A 16643-nucleotide genomic window follows, 5' to 3' on the forward strand; every position below is an offset into this window, starting at 1 on the left:
TACTCTCTTGGATAATGTATTGAACAGGTGCTGACAACGCCCTGCTTATTACTGGCAATTCACCGTAATTTTCTGGTGCCACTGCGATTCAGGTTTATCGGTATTTAATTTTGGTAACGTAAACTGACACTGCTTATCACGCCCCCAGTTCACCATCAGATGTTCATCTTTGCGTGCATCCAGTCCCGTCAAATAAGCCAGTCCGTTATTACCCACAATGCCGGCTTCTTCACGTTGACCTTCAACGGTGACCATTGCGCCGACGGGAATCGTGTGCGGGCTCTTAATCACCACCATTGCGCGACGCCCGCTTCGCGTAGCAAAACGGAGCAGCACCACCGCGCCCTCGGTCGGTACCACTTTCTTCGTCGACTCCTTAAGTTCCACATTCGGTGCATTTTGGGTGTCTAAACTGACGGTGTTATAGCGATAAGGACTGAGATACGTCACGACGGCACGCCCCCAGCGGTCGGTTCTGACATTGTTATTACTGGAGACGCCGATATCAGGCGCATCATCCGTTTCCACAATGCCGATAGTGTCACCCATTCTTTGAGCGAGCAGCAGACCGCCTCGGTACACCACCACACCACCGGCAATGCCGGCTGAAAACTGGTCTGCATAATTACTGTGGCTGACCGACGAGTTCAGGGTGGCAAAACTGGCGTTATGGGATAATGACGCCGACTCACTGAGGTTATTATTGGTATCCCGCTGCACATTAATGCCATAAGACAGGGGGCTGTCCTGTTGCCCGCCGGAAATCCCGACTGACTGGCTGTAGCGGTTATCTTTATTGCGCGTCAGGTTATAACTCACCGAGTTATAGTTACTCTCACGTTCGCCCCAGCGTAAGGGGATGCTGACGCCGAGATTGAGCGAGTTGTCATTGTCGCCGCTGCCATTTTTGCTGTAGGTATATGCCAGGTTGACGCTGGCGGAACCCAGCATAAAACCATAACCGGCAGACGCTGAGGTGCTCTTTTCAGACGTGCCATAATAGCGATCCTGGCTCAGCGAAAGATAAAGACTGCCATGGTCTTGCAGGCCCTGGTTGATATTGACCTCAAGTCGACTGCGACGGCGCTTATTCCACAGGCTATCTCCTGTTTCATAATCGCTGTCATCGTCATACCCCGAGTGATTATTTCGGCCAGTAAACTCAGAGAAAGACAGAAAATGTTCTGAACGATACTGATAGCCTAAAATACGCAGGCCGGTATCGGTCTGATCAAACTGTTTTGCATATAACAAACGAACCGCGCTACCGTTTTGGGTGCTGGTGTCATGGGTGCTGGTGGCGTAATCATAGCGATAACGCGCCTGGGCGAGATCTAACGAAAACGCGCCGATATTACCGATATTCCACGCCGCCCCCATCGCCAGAGACTGATACTGCTCTGACCCGAGGCTTGAGACATTCAGCGTAAGCGCTTCAAATCCACGCTCAATGCTCAGCGCTGCCATTAATGGCTTATCAGACTGGCTGTCGCGATATTCCCCCATCGACAGGCTATAACGAAAGGCGCCGGGGCGGATCATATTTGGCAGTGCGGTATACGGTACGGTGAATTTCTGCTCTGTACCGTCAGTTTCTTCAACCGTGACGTCCAGATCGGCACCGACCTGCCCGGAATACAGGTCGTCAATGGCAAAAGCACCGGGCGTCAGGGTTTTACTGTAAATAATATTGCCACGCTGGCGCACCACGAGACGTGCGTTGGTGCGGGCGACGCCTCTGATGACCGGCGCATAGCTGAACTGTGATTCCAGCAGCATTCTTTCATTGGTGCCGAGGGTGAAACCGCGCAGCGGAATAACGCCCATAATGCTGCTGGGCGTATAGGTATAGATATCCCCGGCAGAGATTTTGGATTGTAATGCGATAATATTGCGTTCGGCATACAGCCTGTCGTGGTTCGTTTTCCAGCCTTCATGGCTATTCTTATTAAATGTATCAAAGCTATAAATTCGCCATGCACCCGCGCTGGCGATACTATTAAGACTGACAAAAGCGTTATTATTAGAACTTCTGTCATTCCCTTCATTATTGGTGCTTTTTTGGCGGGTGTTATAAAAATAGCCATTGTAAGCGGTGCGTAATGCCGGGGTGCCGTCATCCCACTCTGTCGGTGAGATCATTTGAAAGCGTGAGCTGTTTATGGCTTCCTGCGGCAGAGTCAGTCTGAGCTGCTGGTGTGCGTCGTCGTAGAATACAGTAGCCGCAGGAATCCGCTGCGCTAAATCTTCACAGCTCCCGTCCGATGGCGGCTCTTTTTCTGGCGTTTGCCAGTCATCATAAAGCTCTGTTTTCACGCCTAATTCGTTTAACAGATGACGATTCAGGCAGGGAACAACCAGCTTGTCTGTCGCCTGAGGGATAAAGTTGATCTCGTAAATATCCGTTACGCGATCGTTCACGACCACCTCAACCTTTTTTTTACCAGGTGCCAGCGTATTTTTATAAAGAAATATATCGGGTGTCGCACCATTCTTATCCTGGCGCAAAAATTCACTCTCAAATTCACTGTCGTTTTCCTCTGCACTGATACATGAGGAAAACGACAACAAAATCGAAACTGCCAGCACAGATAAAATGGAGTTGGGAGTAATAAAAATACTGTGAACGGCCATGGTCGTTTTCTTTTTTTACTAAGCTGATAAATAACCACCACGACGAATTATGTTATGGTGGTTTATATAATCGGGTACAGGTTTTCTAAAAATTAAAAATAAGAGATAACGAAGTCAGCAACACCGGTTACGTTACCTGACGTCACCCCTGTGCTCAGGGATTTGTACGCTGCCTGATAATTCAGCGTTACAGGCCCAGGTGAGCCGCTTGCCGGTAAGGCTGCACCTGGATCGCTTGCCGATCCGCCGTTCACGTCGATTTGTGTTGTTCCATCTTGTCGCATAATGGCGATCGCAACGTTTGCTGCAGGGGTCGTTGCTGCAGTATTGGTGATTGCCCCTCCGTTTGCGCTGGTTGTTGTGAACAGTGCGCGTACGTTATTCAGTGCCACCGTTGCTTCGCATCCGGTAAGCTGGATGGAGAATGGGGTCTGCCCGGCGTAAGTTCCGGCTGCGGCGTTCAGGGTCGACGCGGTGACGTTTGGCAGCGTCAACGTGGCGGAAACTGGCGTTCCCGTTGCAACACTGTCGGCAGTAACAGACGCAATCGATGTGCATGCCGAACTGGTGACAACGCCATTAAACGTAATTGTGCCGTCAGCAGCCTGGGCAATCCCGCTGCTTACACTCAATGCAATAACGGATGCCAGAAGATATTTATTCATAGTAACTCCATGTTGATTTATATTTCGTACATTCCATGTTTGCCTTGTAATAGAGCACGTTACATCTGATTATCGTTCGATGCGCGCGTGGGCACTCATCAAACGATGTTCACTAATGTAAGCAATATAAACAAGTGTCCATGTCATTCTTAAAACGATATCGGTAACACCTTAATCCTCATTGGATTAAACCTTTCCTTAATCAATATTAATTAAGTGAAAAGTTGAGGTTTCCAATACCAGAATGCTAGCGAAATTGTTTTTTTTATACAAATGAGTAGCGAAATCTCAATATCATCAGCATAAAATATTGCGATCTCGTTTTTTGCAGAGATTGATTAAGGCTTTATCGACTGGGTAGCCCATCTGTTGATGTATTTGTCTGAAATTACCATTTTTTCGCATGAGATATCATATCTCTGGGTAAATCAGCATTTTGTATTTTTTTTAATTATGAATTCAGGATGAAAATATAATAATTAATTTTAACTGATATTTTACAATAAATAAACAGAACGACCGTCAGGTCATGTAGCGGAAGCCTTCCGTTGTTTCCGTTATCACATAGGGCGATCGGAGGCGCATGACCTTTTTCAGCTATCCTGAAAATGAAGAGGGCTTTTCCTTATACGACGTGCATCGTTTTTGGCGGTTTGTGCAACACAGACATTCTACTATTTAATGCAGTATAAATAGGTATACGGATTGTTTCCAGTCAGATATCCACCATCACCTTCTGGATAAACGGTAATAGTGCTTTCTGAATGATGATAAAAGAAATAACTGGGCAACATCTCTTTTAATATAGGGTCAAAAAGCGTACTTACGGGCATTGATGCGCCCCATTTTCCCAGGCATAAGGGAAAAAAATCATTTTGAGCTATCAGCTCATAGCGCCGCTCAAGTAAAAGCTGGAGGCAACGACTTGTCGGAACATTGAGGGTAAATGCGAGGTTCGAACTATCGTGGGATACTAACTGATGCTTGTCGGGATGGAACGCAATCAGACGTCAAGGATGTACCGGTTTAGCATGGAGGGACCCTATGCACATGAAAGCTATAATTCATTGTTTTTACTGATAATAAACCACTAATATAAGTCTCGCCAATAGATTGATGGCTTGCTGTGAGAAGATGCCCTTAGGATAAAAATCATTGTTAATCATATGGTTATCTTGTAATGGTGAATCTGAATAGTTGATAATGCTAAAAATGCCGGCAAATAGATCAATTATGGTTGAGCGTTTTTTTAAATGGTCAATGCTTGCAGTAAATCACTTTGGGATTATTAATCCGAACTGAACAGAATGCTATTGACCTGTTATAGCATAAAAATCTGACATTTGGTTCTCTGGTAGTGTTTTAACTTCATGATTTGAAAGGTGTCTCACTTATTTGCCAACCTAATTGTTTTTAATGAGAATACGCATAAAAAGTAAGGGAATATGCTTGCCAGTACATCACAATGCGTTAATCAGTACTTTATAGAGATGGATGCTATGGATAAAACTATATTTGGCTATTATATTGAACCAGATGTCTATTTTAACATTGACAAAAGAATGCTGGTCAATGTGGATAAAAATATTCGTTCCCACCGATATTCCCCTGTCATTCTCAGGGAAACAATGTTTCATCTGTTAGTCTACCTGCTGGAAAATGCAAAAGGGAATATCATTAGCAATTCTGATATTCTGTTAAATGTCTGGGATAACCACGGATTAAGTTCATCCAATCAACGCTTATGGCAGGTGATGAACGCACTAAAAATGAAGTTAAACTCTGTAGGCGTAACCGAAGATTTTATTATGCGGGTTGAGTCTAAAGGTTATTATGTCAGGGAAAATTTAGTGAGTATTTTATACACGAACAAAAAAAACGGGGTTGCTGGGAAACGCAGGAATGCCGAGCAAATTATTTCTTAATTATTTATTGTCTGCTTGATAATAATATCAGGACAACTGACTATATTGTATGATGAGGTTGTAATGTGTTATTTTTTGTTTACTGAGAATGTTTATTTACACTTTGCTTTACGTTCGCTGGGTGATTGCAGAAGGTTGATAGTATCCCCTGATACTATCGATTTAAGCAACTTCTTTAAGGAGGAATTACCAACGGCTGTTCTGCTGGACTTCAGTACGCCCGCGTTGGCTAAAACTAATATAAACACGCTGTACCTGTTGAGCCATCAATACCCTGATATACCCGTGGTTGTGTTAAAAGGTAATCATAAGACCCTAAGTTGCATTTCCGGGTATCCATCCTGCAATATAACCTACTCAGCAAGACATGTTATCAATTATTTGAGTGCGATTTTAAAGATTGTGCAGACTGATAACGAGCACTACGCATTTTCCGCTCCAAAGTTAACTGACAGGCAAGCCAGCATAATGTATCTGGTCTGTCTCGGATTAAATTATAGACTAATAGGCAGGATATTAGGTATGCAAACGAAAACGGTCTATGTGCATTACTATTATTCCTTAGCTAAATTAAATGTCAGCAGAGTGTTCGAATTTGCACATTATCAGCATTTTTTAGTTGAATTCATAAAGAATGAATATCCTGAAGCTATGCACATGCTATCTTATTATCTGGCGCGTTCAGGAATGAATATTCCTCTCTCTCCCCTGGTGAATACCTTCGCCCAAACGAACACTAATGCGTTTGATAAACAGTTTCTGCCTGAATTAGCCGGTATGCACTGTTCCGATGACGTCCTTCTGATGGCGTAAAATCTGCAATCCGTTTTGCCGTTACCTGAGTTTCGTTGTTTACAGGATTGTCGCAGTCAACCAAAACGGGGCGAGTGAGACGGCAGGTTTTTGCTTTGTCAGAGGTCGATGGTAACGGCCTGATGTACAGGCCGTGTGTTAGTTATACCGGTGTCGCCACATACCGGGTGCCAAAACTCGTCCAGCGAGGAATGATGGCAAATATGATGGCTATCATCAGGCATGACAGGTTAAACAGCACATACGGCGCGTAATCCATCGTCGCTACGCCGAGGGTTTTCGCCATAAACATCCCCGATATCGTCCACGGAAACAGCCCTTCCAGCAGCGTGGCTCCGGACTCCATGGCGCGTGACATGTTGACCATATGGAGGTTTTTCTCCTTATAGCAGGGGTCATACATGCTCTTGACGATAAAGAAGCTGATCACCGCATTGCCGGTGCAGGCTACCAGGATAGAACTGGTCAGCATGGTCGCGAGGAGGGTGCGGGTGATGGTATTAAGCTTTTTCACCAGGCTTCTGAGAATGACCGCCAGCGCCCCCGACACGTCCAGCGCCGAGGCGAACATAAACGCGCACAGCATCACCACTATCGGACCGGTCATCGAGTACATGCCGCCCCGGTTGAGCAGTACGTTGATGTTGCGCCCCGTCGCCTCATCCAGCGCCATCCCGTGCAGGCCGGGCAGCATGTCCGATTTAAAACCATTGATGGCGGCAGCGATAATGTCGGTGAGCGCGATCTCCTGAAACAGCACCGCCAGCACGATGCCGGACAGCGCCGAGGCAACCAGCACAATCACCGAATCCCATTTTTTGATAGCCCCGACAAACACCAGCAACGCAGGACAAAGCAGCAGCGGATTCAGCCAGAACAACTGCGACAACGCTGATTTCATTACCGCAATTGCCGCCATCTGTTCACCAGTGCCGCCGTCAAGGTGACTGCCCAGGGCGTAAAATCCGCAGCAGGCAACCGCAAAAGCCGGCAGCGCGGTATAGAGCATATTGCGGATACTCTGGTACAGGTCGGCCCCGGCAGCAATGGCGGCCATGTTGGTGGTGTCGGAGAGCGGCGAGAGTTTGTCGCCGAAATAGGCCCCTGATATCACCGCTCCAGCGGTCACCGGCAGTGATACATCCATCGCCGAGGCGACTGCCATTAGCGCCACGCCGATGGTGCCCGCCGTCCCCCATGAGGTGCCGGTAAACGTGGAGATGCAGACGGTAACCAGAAATGCTGTCAGGTACAGGTATGCCGGATTGATGGCGGCCAGCCCGTAATAAACCATCAGTGGAATGGTACCGGAGACCATCCAGCAACCAATCAGCATTCCGATGGACAACAAGATCAGGATCGCAGGCACCGCATCCTTGATTTTCCCAACCAGCGATTTCATCACGTCTGCCCAGCTTCCGCCGTAGTAACGGGCGTAGAAGCAGGTAACGATAGTGATGCAAAGTAACGTGAATTCGACCGGATAATTCAGCAGGCCGATACCGGTGGCAAAGATAAAAAATATCACCGCCAACAGGCACAGAGCGGAGCTGAATGACGGTACTTTCCTGGCATCCATCATTCCTCTCCTTTAGACATATCTGCGATGGCGGCGAAGGCGGCGTCCAGGTCGGCAATCAGCAGTGCCGGGCTTTCCTGGCCTATAGACAGTCGTATCAGGCCGGAAGCGATATTGTCGGCAGCGAGCGCTGGCTCGTTGTAGCCCCGGTTGGGGGAGATAATCAAACTTTCGTACCCACCCCAGCTACAGCCGACCTTAAACACCCGGCAGGCGTCGATAAACCGTTTCACCGTTTCGAAATTCCCGCCGCGAATTTCAAAGGAGAAGAGACCAGAGAAACCGTACATCTGCTGGCGGATAATGAACTGCTGCTCCGGGGTTGCCATGCTGGGGTGGCGGATATTTTCCACTTCGGGGCGGGTTTTCAGGTACTCAATCACCTGTAGCGTATTGTCCTGGTGGCGAGGCATCCGCACCGGCAGCGTGCGCAGCCCACGTAACAACAACCAGGCGGCGAACGGCGACAATACCGCGCCCAGCAACTGGTGGGAGAAGTCACGGATCGCGGTCATACGTTCGTGGGAGGTAATCACCGCGCCGGCAATTAAATCGCTGTGACCGCCGAGATATTTGGTGCAGGAGTGAATGACGATATCGAAGCCGAGCGTCAATGGCTTCTGGAACAGTGGCGTGGCCCAGGTGTTATCGATAACGGTGGTGATGTTATGCGCCCTGGCAAGCGCGGCGATGGCTTTCAGGTCGACAATGTTCATCGTCATGGTGCCGGGCGATTCGGTATAAATCATCCGGGTGGCGGGGGTGATATTGCGGGCGATACTCTCCAGCGTACCATCCAGCACAATATCGTATTTCACGCCGAATTTTTCCGCCATCTGCCGGACTAATGCCTGAGCCGGGCCGTAGACGTTGTTGACCAGAATGATGTGATCAGCGCTGTTGAGGTTCGCCATTAACACCGCGCTGATGGCGCCCATTCCCGAAGCAAAGCAGCGGCAGGTCTCGCCGCGTTCGAGCTTTGCCAGCTTATCCTCCACCATCTGTACCGTCGGATTTAACCCGCGCGAATAAATATAGCGCTCGGCTTCATGCTGCATATCATCGCAGTAGGCCTGGTAGTTTTTCTGTACAAACAGGCTGGTCTGGATAATTGGCGCACTGACTGCACCAAAATAGCGTTCATGCGGCTCATCCAGCCCGGAACAGGCCAGATTATCGTCAGTGATAACATCATTGTTTTTGAGAAACATTTTACTGATTTCCATCGTTAATTCCCTTATGTGTGATGTATGGCAGGCTGGACGACGCGAAGGAGGGGCCGCAGGCATCGTTGAACCTGTTAATTTTTGGAACGTAATGAAACGGTGAAACGCTTAAACCGTTATTGGCTTTTGCGCGCGGGGCGTGGCGGCCCGGTTTTTACGGTGAGGGTGAAATGTATAAGACAGGTAGCAGGCGCGATTTTCAGCGGATGCCCTCCTGCTGCCGTCTGAGTGGCGGGCAAATGTAATTCAACAGGCATAAACAACTCTCCATGTCGGGGGGGCGCGGTAATGCGTTCTGTCACGCACGGCGCGGGGCGTAATGCCCCGGCGTTACGATGCCGGTTTGGCCGCATCATGATGGGGTGTTTGGTTCTTAAAAACTGTTACTGAGTTCATATAAATTCAAGTATCCATTGAATTAGTATGGTTAAACTTGAAGATTGACCCGACAGGGAGAGCGATAATTCTGGTTTCTGAACAGAGGCTGGGTCAACGCTGTGATGGGTAAGCGATTAAAAATTGCCAGAATTAATGCAGGCCTGAAACAAGCAGAGCTCGGCGTGCGCGCCGGGCTGGATGAAGAGTCGGCAAGTGCTCGTATAAGTTCATATGAGAACGAAGTTCATGCGCCCGATTTTCGGCTGGTGCGCAAGATAGCGGCGGTGCTCGATGTGCCGGAGGCCTATTTTTATGCGGTGGAAGATGACCTGGCTGAGTTGATTTTACGGCACCATCGGTACAAGAAGATACACCGAACAGTGGAGTAGGTGATTGCAGGGGCAGCGTAGTGTCGACGGGTTTGCCCTGCGTCGCTTTTCTGATTGCAGGCACGAAGTGCGACAGGACCTGATAAATACTTTCCAGAGCGACTTGCCTGGTTTTTGGCTTTGTCAGGGTCGCTGGTAACATCCTTTTTTTTCCTGTAATGAGTCATCTCTATGCGATTCAGTTAAAAAAATCAAGACAGCTTAAAAAAAGGGAATTCGTATGGGTTCCCTTTACCGATCACGAATTGGTTAGGCTCTGTTTTAAATTAATGTTGAACTTGACAAGTTTTTGATGCCATGTTACAGCAAAGGGAATATTTACAGGTTTGGAGGAAAATTACATGAAGCCAAAGGAAATAGTTTGCCAATGGGTTGACGCATTTAATAATGCAGATATAGAAATTATTTCAGAACTATATGATGATAATGCAATAAACCATCAGGTTGCCAATGAGCCCGTTATTGGGAAAGAGGCTATAAAGAAAATGTTTGAACAGGATTTTTCTTTCCCAGAAATGGTTTGTATCGTTGAAAACATTTTCGAAGATGGACAATGGGCAATTTTAGAGTGGCGTGACCCATTAGGTTTGAGAGGTTGCGGTTTTTTTCACATAGTAAACAATAAAATTTTATTTCAAAGAGGCTACTGGGATAAGCTAACTTTCCTAAAACAGCACAATTTGCCTATTGAATAAAATGAATATGTACCTTATATGAATAGTTTGCAAGTTTCTTAAAATGTGTATTAAGGGAAGTATAATAACTTCCCTTAAAATGGTTGTAATATCAACATGATATTAAAACATAGCCATTGGTTAAAATACTGAACATATCATTAACACGCGTTGGTGTTTGTCTGTACCAGTTAGAATCACGTACCTGAACGATTGCTTCTTTCCAGTTATTCTTTTTCAATGCCGCAATCACTTTCTTGAACTGCTTTGCTTTGGTGATACCTAATTGAAATATCATGAGGATCATAAAATCAGTCCAGTCAGTGGGAAGGGCAATATTCATCTTATAGAAATCTAGCAAGGGAATTCAGAAAGAGCGGGTACAAGGATGAATGTAGTTATTTCATGGGGTATTCATTCATCAATAAGCCAACATTTGAATATAAAGAAATCGTTCAATGGGAACTGGATGGTGATGTATTGGATTTGGTACATCTACATGCTGAATACAAGTTCATTAAAGGTAAATCAGTATGGTTATGTCATGGAAGTATATTAAACAACGAAGTAAGGAAACGATATGAATAGATATGATTATCCTGAATTACTACTGAAATTTATCAGTACTATATTCAGGAGAAACAACAAATGATTAAGCTAATGATCACGATTGTGAATGCACTATTGGGTATTGCACCAAAGTGAGAAGCTGCCACATAAACAGGCACCTGGTTGACAGATTAATGCTGGTAGTTCGCATCGTCTGCATCAGTTGCGGTAACGGAACTGCCAGAGCTTACTGCCGCTGGACTTGATTAACAGAGTAAGCCCGTCACCATCATATAGCTGGTAATCGGCATCTTTAGGTTTGGCGGCTTTGATTTCCGTATCAATTAACGGCTTGGTTTTTCTTGCCTTGGGGAGTCTCTATGCGTTTAGGCCCAACGAAAACAATAGTTCTTTTCGTTGGGCCTATCAATGGGCCTAAAAGGTTCGGATTTAATGAGTTCTCTTCGGACTTCGCGGGACAAATTGAAGGCACAAAAAAGCCCGCAGGGCTTGCGCCGTGCGGGCTCTTAGGACTTCATCGGATGACTCTGGTAATCACCGATGGAGAATTTTGGTGGAGCTGGCGGGAGTTGAACCCGCGTCCGAAATTCCTACATCCTCGGTACTACATGCTTAGTCAGTCTTTACATTCGCCTGGCACCTGCGGATTGACACGCCACTACCAGACTAGCCTGATTAGTTTTAACGCTTCAACCCCAGGCAGGGCCTCCACGCGATCTCTTTTGGGTTTGACCTCTCTTTGATCCCCGTCTTAAGAGCGGAAGCTAGGGAGAGAGGGCTCAGAGCAGGTTATTAAGCTGCTAAAGCGTAGTTTTCGTCGTTTGCGACTATTTTTTGCGGCTTTTTACGAGGCCAACCGCCCCTCGGCATGCACCTTGGGTTTCGCAAATCCCGTCGAATCCAGAATCAGCCCCAATGTGTTAAGACAAGTATAACAGACTTGTGACAGCCCTTTCCAGCCCAATCCTCAAGGATTTACCGCTCGCGCAGCGCTTCTCGCGCCCGATTGAACGGTTTGATTAAATAGTCGACGATGGTTTTTTCACCTGTTTTTATATCCACTGTCGCAATCATACCCGGTACGATAGAAAAGCGGCGTCCCAGCTTATTTTGTAAATAGTCCTGATGGGTACGGATGAAGACGCGGTAGTAGAAGATTTCTGGTTTTACTTTGTCCTGAATGGTGTCCGGCGAGATGGTTTCAACCACGCCTTCAAGGCCACCGTAAATGGCGTAATCGTAGGCGGTGATTTTAACCAGCGCGCGCTGACCGGGATGGATAAAGGCGATATCGCGCGGAGACAGGCGCGTCTCAATCAGCAGATGATCGTCAACCGGCACAATCTCCATCATTTCGCCGTTTGGCGGGATCACGCCGCCGATGGTCGTGACCTGAATGTTCTTCACAATACCGCGAACCGGAGAGCGAATGGTCAGGCGGGTCACCGAATCTTCGCGTCCCTTAATGATGGCGGACAGCATTGCCACTTCGGCGTTGGCTTTGGACAATGCCTCGCGCGCCTGGACGTAATATTGCGAGCGCAAATCCGTGAGCTTCAGGCCGATGTCGCTTTTTTGCCGCTGCAAACGCAATACCTCGACGTGGCTGGCAGCCCCGCTTTTTGCCAGTCGCTCGGTGATCGCCAGCTCTTTATTCACCAGCGTCAGCGCCTCTTTGAGCTCAGACTGCGCATCAGCGAGTTGCGCGCGGCGACTGGTATAGAGCCGCGTTTCCGAGGCGAGCAGATCCGGCCAGCCGTTCAGCTCGTCAGAAAAGACCAGCGGCTTATCGCTCACCTCCGCCGTCAGGCGTTGACTGGAGGCCAGCGACGCGCGATAGCGGGCGGCGCTTTCGCCGACGTTAGACTCCGAGCGCGTGGGGTCCATCCTCGCCAGCACTTGTCCCGCCTGTACCTGATCGCCTTCATGCACCATCAGCTCGGCGAGAATTCCTCCGTCGAGCGACTGTAGTACCTGCTCACGCGAGCTGGGGATCACTTTGCCAGTGCCGGTCGAAACCTCATCGAGAATGCCAAACCATGCCCACACCGCGAGGAGCAGGCACAAGATCCCGGTGAGCCAGATGATGCGGCTGGCACCCGAAAATTCGCGCTCGCGGCTGTCGTCGAGTGCGTCCGGCGTTGCGTCAGGCTGACTGGTTTTCATTTTTCCACTCCCGCGTGTTGGCCTGCGCGGCCATTCGACTTTGCCCCAGCGCCTGCGCTTTCGGCGCGTCCATCACCAGTTGCCCCTCTTTGAGCACCACCACCCGTTCGACCAGCTCAAGTACCGGTACGCGGTGGGTGGCAACCACCAGAGTGCGATTGCCAAGCCACTGTCCCAGCCGCTGAATAAACTCACGTTCGGAATGCTCATCCAGCGAGGCGGTGGGCTCATCCAGCAGCACGATATTGGGCGCGCGCAACAGCATGCGGGTGAGCATGATGGACTGCCGCTGACCGCCGGATAGCCCACTGCCGCCTTCCATAATTGGGTGATCGAGACCTTTTGGCAGCCGTTTCACGAAGTTGGCCGCGCCGCAAATCTCCAGTACGGTAAAAATCTCGTCGTCGCTGGCATGCGGGGCGCCCAGCGTCAGGTTCTCGCGCAGCGTACCGAAAAACAGGCGCGCGTTCTGGCTGAGAAGACCGACATTGCGGCGTAAATCCGCCATATCGATGTGCGGCAGACTGAGGTTATCGAGACGGGCGTCGCCTTCGACCAGATCCACCCCGCCTGCCAGCGCCTGTAACAGCGTTGATTTGCCCGCGCCGTTGCGCCCCAGCACCGCGATGCGTTCACCGGCGGCAATCTCCAGCCGGTTAATGCGCAGCGGCACCCGCTGGTCTTCACTGTGATAGCGAAACTGCGCGTTCTCGAACAGATAGTGACCGTGAAAGATCTCCTGATGCACCAGCGTTTCATCGCGCTGGGTCTCGGTGGGGAGTTCCATTATGCTGTCCAGCCCCTTTTTGGCGGCTTTCACCTGCTGCCAGCGCGCCAGTACGCCGCACAGATTGCCCATTGGCGCGATCATTCTCGAACCGAGCATCGAGGCGGCAACCACCGAACCGGTGGTCAGGGTGCCTTCAATCACCAGCGGGGCGCCAAACATCACCATCGCGGCATAAACCAGTCCCTGGACGGTCACTCCCCAGTTGATCAACCCCTGCGACAGCTCGCGGGTGCGCAGTCCCGACTCGGCGGTAATGCGGATATAACTGTTCCATTGCTGCAGAAACCGGTTCTCCGCCTGCATCAGCTTGATGTCCTCCAGCCCCTGAACGCTTTCGACCAGCACGGCATTGCGCAGCGTGGCCTCGTGCGCCGACTGATTCGCCAGCTCAGCAAGCTTTTTTTGCAGCAGCAGACCGGGAAGGATCATCAGCAGCGCGGCGACCGGAGCGATCCAGGCCAGCGGCGGGGCGATGATTGCCAGCACCACGATGAACAGGAAAAAGAAGGGCAGATCCACAATCGTGGAGATGGTCGAGGAGGTGACCATTTCACGGATCTGCTCCAGCTCGCGTAGCTGTGAAATAAAGCTGCCGGTGGAGCGCGGGATCGCACTGTTGCGCAGGCGCAGCGCGTGGCTGAACACGCGATCCGACACCCGCATATCGGCGCGTTTACCCAACAGATCCATGACGTGACCGCGGGCGAGTCGCAACAGAAAACCGAACAGCATGGCGATCAATACGCCAGCGGCGAGAACGTACAGCGACGGCCATGACTGCGCGGGGATCACCCGGTCGTACACCTGCATCGAGAAAATGATCCCGGAAAGCGACAGGATGTTAATCAGCAGCGCCGCCAGCATCACCGGACCGTAAGGGTGAAGATCTTTCAGCACCAGACTTTTTAGCCAGTCGGGTTTGAAACGTGAAATGTAGGCATCCACCCGGCGGTCTTTCACGGCGGAAAGCGGGCGTAAGGCGATGATGAAACGAACCGTCGGCAGCAGTTCGCGCAGGGATATTCGGTTGCGCTGTAGTTCGCCGTTGATGAAACAGACGTCAAGCTGGTCTTCGCCATCGAACTGTTCAACCAGCACCAGTTCACCGTCCTGGAGCTGGATCACTACCGGCAGACGCCAGCGGGTGAGCGATTGTTCCGTGGGGGCCAGCGGCTGAAATGAGAGTCCGGTCTGGCGGGCCAGTTGGCTGAGCGCCTGCGGCATCGGTTTATCTTTGAACCAGGGGGCGCTTGCCTGTAACGCTCCGGGAGAACAGGCGATACGATAATGGCTGGCGATATGGCTCATCGCCCGCGCCCAGTTGGCCAGCGCTGGCGCGGTAATGCGCTCGTCGCCTGGAATGTCGGCGTAGGTCATGGCTGGATCTCCACTGACTGGATCGTGCGGTTTTCCAGACCAAAGGCCTGGCGCATCTGACCGGTGTTATACAGGCAGTTAAGCTGCAGTTGATGCAACTGGCTCTCCGTCTGTAACTGTGCGAAGCGCGCCTGGTAGACCTCCTGCTCGGCGTTGAGCACGTCGAGCAGCGGTCGGGAGCCGAGGTCGAGATACTGCTGCTGATACAGCTCGCGCGTCCGCTCGCTCAATGTTTCCTGGCGCTTTTGGATCTGCAAGGAGGTCACGAGATTCATCGCTTCACTGCGATCGGCAAGCAGCTTCTTGCGCACGTCCAGCCGGGTACGCTGGATTGCCGACTGGGCGGATTCCACCGCGTGGCTGGCGGCGTTGCGACGGGCGGTTAAGCCGCCGCCCTGATAAATGGGCATCTCCACTTTGACCCACGCCGAATACTGGGTACGGTCAACGGACTCATGCCCGGCGTAATTATCGTTGAGATAGCGACGCACCTCTGGTTCCAGCGAAACCGTTGGCGTCATTTGCGCGTTAGCGTAGTCGAGATTGGCCTGGGCGATATTAGCCTGCGCCCAGGCGGCGAGCACGGAAGGCACCAGCTTGTCGTCTGGCTGTGCCAGTTCGCAACTGCGACTCAGCTTTGGCGGGAAGTCGTTACTGATGGTATTGAGGTTTTTCCAGCCCAGCCAGGTCATGAGCGTCGACTGCGAGCTTTCAAGGTTGGCCTGATATTGCACGAGCTGGGAGCGTGCGCCTTCGATACGCGCATCGGTCTGCACCACGTCCGATAGCGAGCTGGCCCCTTCATCGTTGCGCTGATTCGCCAGCCTGCCAATGGCGCTCAGGGCATCCAGTTGCTCCTTTGCCACCGCCACCATCTGTTGCCAGGTCTGCACCTGCACAATGGCGGTTGCCGTTTCATGACTAACCGTATCAATGCTGAGCAGCACGTTGGCCTGTTCCTGCGCCACGCCGGCGTTTTCTGCCCGTACCTGGCTTGCGACTTTGCCGAAGTCATAGAGCATTTGCGACAGTGACAGCACCAGCGATGGGCTAAATCCGCTGTCGGAATAGCTGTTGGTATAACCGTTGTTCATCCCGGCGTTAACCTGCGGGTAGTATTTGGCTTTCGCGACATCGACCTGCTGGATTTGGGCGTACAGTTTGCCGACCACTTCCGCGATCGACGGATGCCAGGTGACGGCGCGATTGACCGCCTGAGAGAGGCTCAGTTCACCGGGAGCGGCGCTGTCGCCGCTCAGCGGCATCGGGCCATCAAGTGCGGGCAGTTCCTGCTGCTCAACCCACTGTTGCGGGGCGATGCGGGGCGTCTCCCCGGCAGCGATGGCGGGGACAGCGCACAGGTTTCCCACCAGCCACCAGAATGTAAGCGGTCGTTTTCCCATCTTTCTTCCCTAATTGAACGTTGTTTTTTTTGCCCCGGGCGAACGTGCGCCCGG

The 16643-nt window shown here is 50.6% G+C and carries 12 protein-coding genes, 1 other RNA gene and 1 pseudogene; 4 read left to right on the forward strand and 10 right to left on the reverse strand.

The annotated features are described in order from the left end of the window. Positions 1-48 precede the first annotated feature (48 nt). Positions 49-2634, reverse strand: coding sequence for a fimbria/pilus outer membrane usher protein (locus ACERJC_RS14535; RefSeq protein ID WP_373671948.1), 2586 nt, complete (start codon positions 2632-2634; stop codon positions 49-51). A 92-nt stretch (positions 2635-2726) separates the two neighbouring features. After that, on the reverse strand, positions 2727-3299 hold the full coding sequence (locus ACERJC_RS14540) for a fimbrial protein (protein WP_373671949.1): 573 nt from the start codon (positions 3297-3299) through the stop codon (positions 2727-2729). A 1499-nt stretch (positions 3300-4798) separates the two neighbouring features. Between ACERJC_RS14540 and ACERJC_RS14545 the strand changes: the two genes are divergently transcribed. Both ACERJC_RS14545 and ACERJC_RS14550 read left to right on the forward strand, forming a co-directional pair. Then, positions 4799-5224: a winged helix-turn-helix domain-containing protein gene (locus tag ACERJC_RS14545; RefSeq protein ID WP_373671950.1), complete on the forward strand. Its 426-nt coding sequence runs from the start codon at positions 4799-4801 to the stop codon at positions 5222-5224. A 63-nt stretch (positions 5225-5287) separates the two neighbouring features. Next, complete coding sequence (locus ACERJC_RS14550) at positions 5288-6037, forward strand: helix-turn-helix transcriptional regulator (RefSeq protein ID WP_373671951.1); 750 nt, start codon at positions 5288-5290, stop codon at positions 6035-6037. Positions 6038-6179: 142 nt separating this feature from the next. On the opposite strand, the gene nhaC is transcribed toward ACERJC_RS14550, so the two are convergent. After that, on the reverse strand, positions 6180-7619 hold the full coding sequence (nhaC, locus tag ACERJC_RS14555; protein WP_373671952.1) for a Na+/H+ antiporter NhaC: 1440 nt from the start codon (positions 7617-7619) through the stop codon (positions 6180-6182). Continuing rightward, positions 7616-8842, reverse strand: a complete 1227-nt coding sequence (locus tag ACERJC_RS14560) for a trans-sulfuration enzyme family protein (protein ID WP_373671953.1) — start codon at positions 8840-8842, stop codon at positions 7616-7618. Before ACERJC_RS14560 ends, nhaC begins: the two co-directional genes overlap by 4 nt. Before the next feature lie 500 nt (positions 8843-9342). On the opposite strand from ACERJC_RS14560, the gene ACERJC_RS14565 reads away from it, so the two are divergent. Both ACERJC_RS14565 and ACERJC_RS14570 read left to right on the forward strand, forming a co-directional pair. Beyond that, positions 9343-9609 (forward strand): helix-turn-helix domain-containing protein, encoded by a 267-nt coding sequence (locus tag ACERJC_RS14565; RefSeq protein ID WP_152406271.1) that lies wholly within the window; start codon positions 9343-9345, stop codon positions 9607-9609. Positions 9610-9950: 341 nt separating this feature from the next. Then, entirely contained in the window at positions 9951-10304 is a 354-nt protein-coding gene (locus ACERJC_RS14570) for an ester cyclase (RefSeq protein WP_373671954.1), read from the forward strand. A 91-nt stretch (positions 10305-10395) separates the two neighbouring features. Here the strand turns inward: ACERJC_RS14570 and ACERJC_RS14575 are convergent, their stop codons facing one another. The 6 genes and pseudogenes from ACERJC_RS14575 to ACERJC_RS14600 all read right to left on the reverse strand — a co-directional run bounded on the left by ACERJC_RS14575 (position 10396) and on the right by ACERJC_RS14600 (position 16589). Further along, entirely contained in the window at positions 10396-10626 is a 231-nt protein-coding gene (locus ACERJC_RS14575; protein WP_373671955.1) for a lysozyme family protein, read from the reverse strand. A 434-nt stretch (positions 10627-11060) separates the two neighbouring features. Continuing rightward, positions 11061-11177: pseudogene (locus ACERJC_RS14580) on the reverse strand (integrase arm-type DNA-binding domain-containing protein); the annotation flags it as partial. Between the two features lie 227 nt (positions 11178-11404). Further along, positions 11405-11767, reverse strand: a transfer-messenger RNA (tmRNA) gene (ssrA, locus tag ACERJC_RS14585). 61 nt (positions 11768-11828) lie between these two features. Continuing rightward, on the reverse strand, positions 11829-13019 hold the full coding sequence (locus ACERJC_RS14590) for a beta-barrel domain-containing protein (RefSeq protein WP_373671956.1): 1191 nt from the start codon (positions 13017-13019) through the stop codon (positions 11829-11831). Next, positions 13000-15186, reverse strand: a complete 2187-nt coding sequence (locus ACERJC_RS14595) for a type I secretion system permease/ATPase (protein WP_373671957.1) — start codon at positions 15184-15186, stop codon at positions 13000-13002. Before ACERJC_RS14595 ends, ACERJC_RS14590 begins: the two co-directional genes overlap by 20 nt. Continuing rightward, on the reverse strand, positions 15183-16589 hold the full coding sequence (locus ACERJC_RS14600; RefSeq protein WP_373671958.1) for a TolC family outer membrane protein: 1407 nt from the start codon (positions 16587-16589) through the stop codon (positions 15183-15185). Before ACERJC_RS14600 ends, ACERJC_RS14595 begins: the two co-directional genes overlap by 4 nt. Positions 16590-16643 lie beyond the last annotated feature (54 nt).

The organism is Citrobacter telavivensis (assembly GCF_041807075.1).
Taxonomy (GTDB): domain Bacteria; phylum Pseudomonadota; class Gammaproteobacteria; order Enterobacterales; family Enterobacteriaceae; genus Citrobacter_A; species Citrobacter_A telavivensis.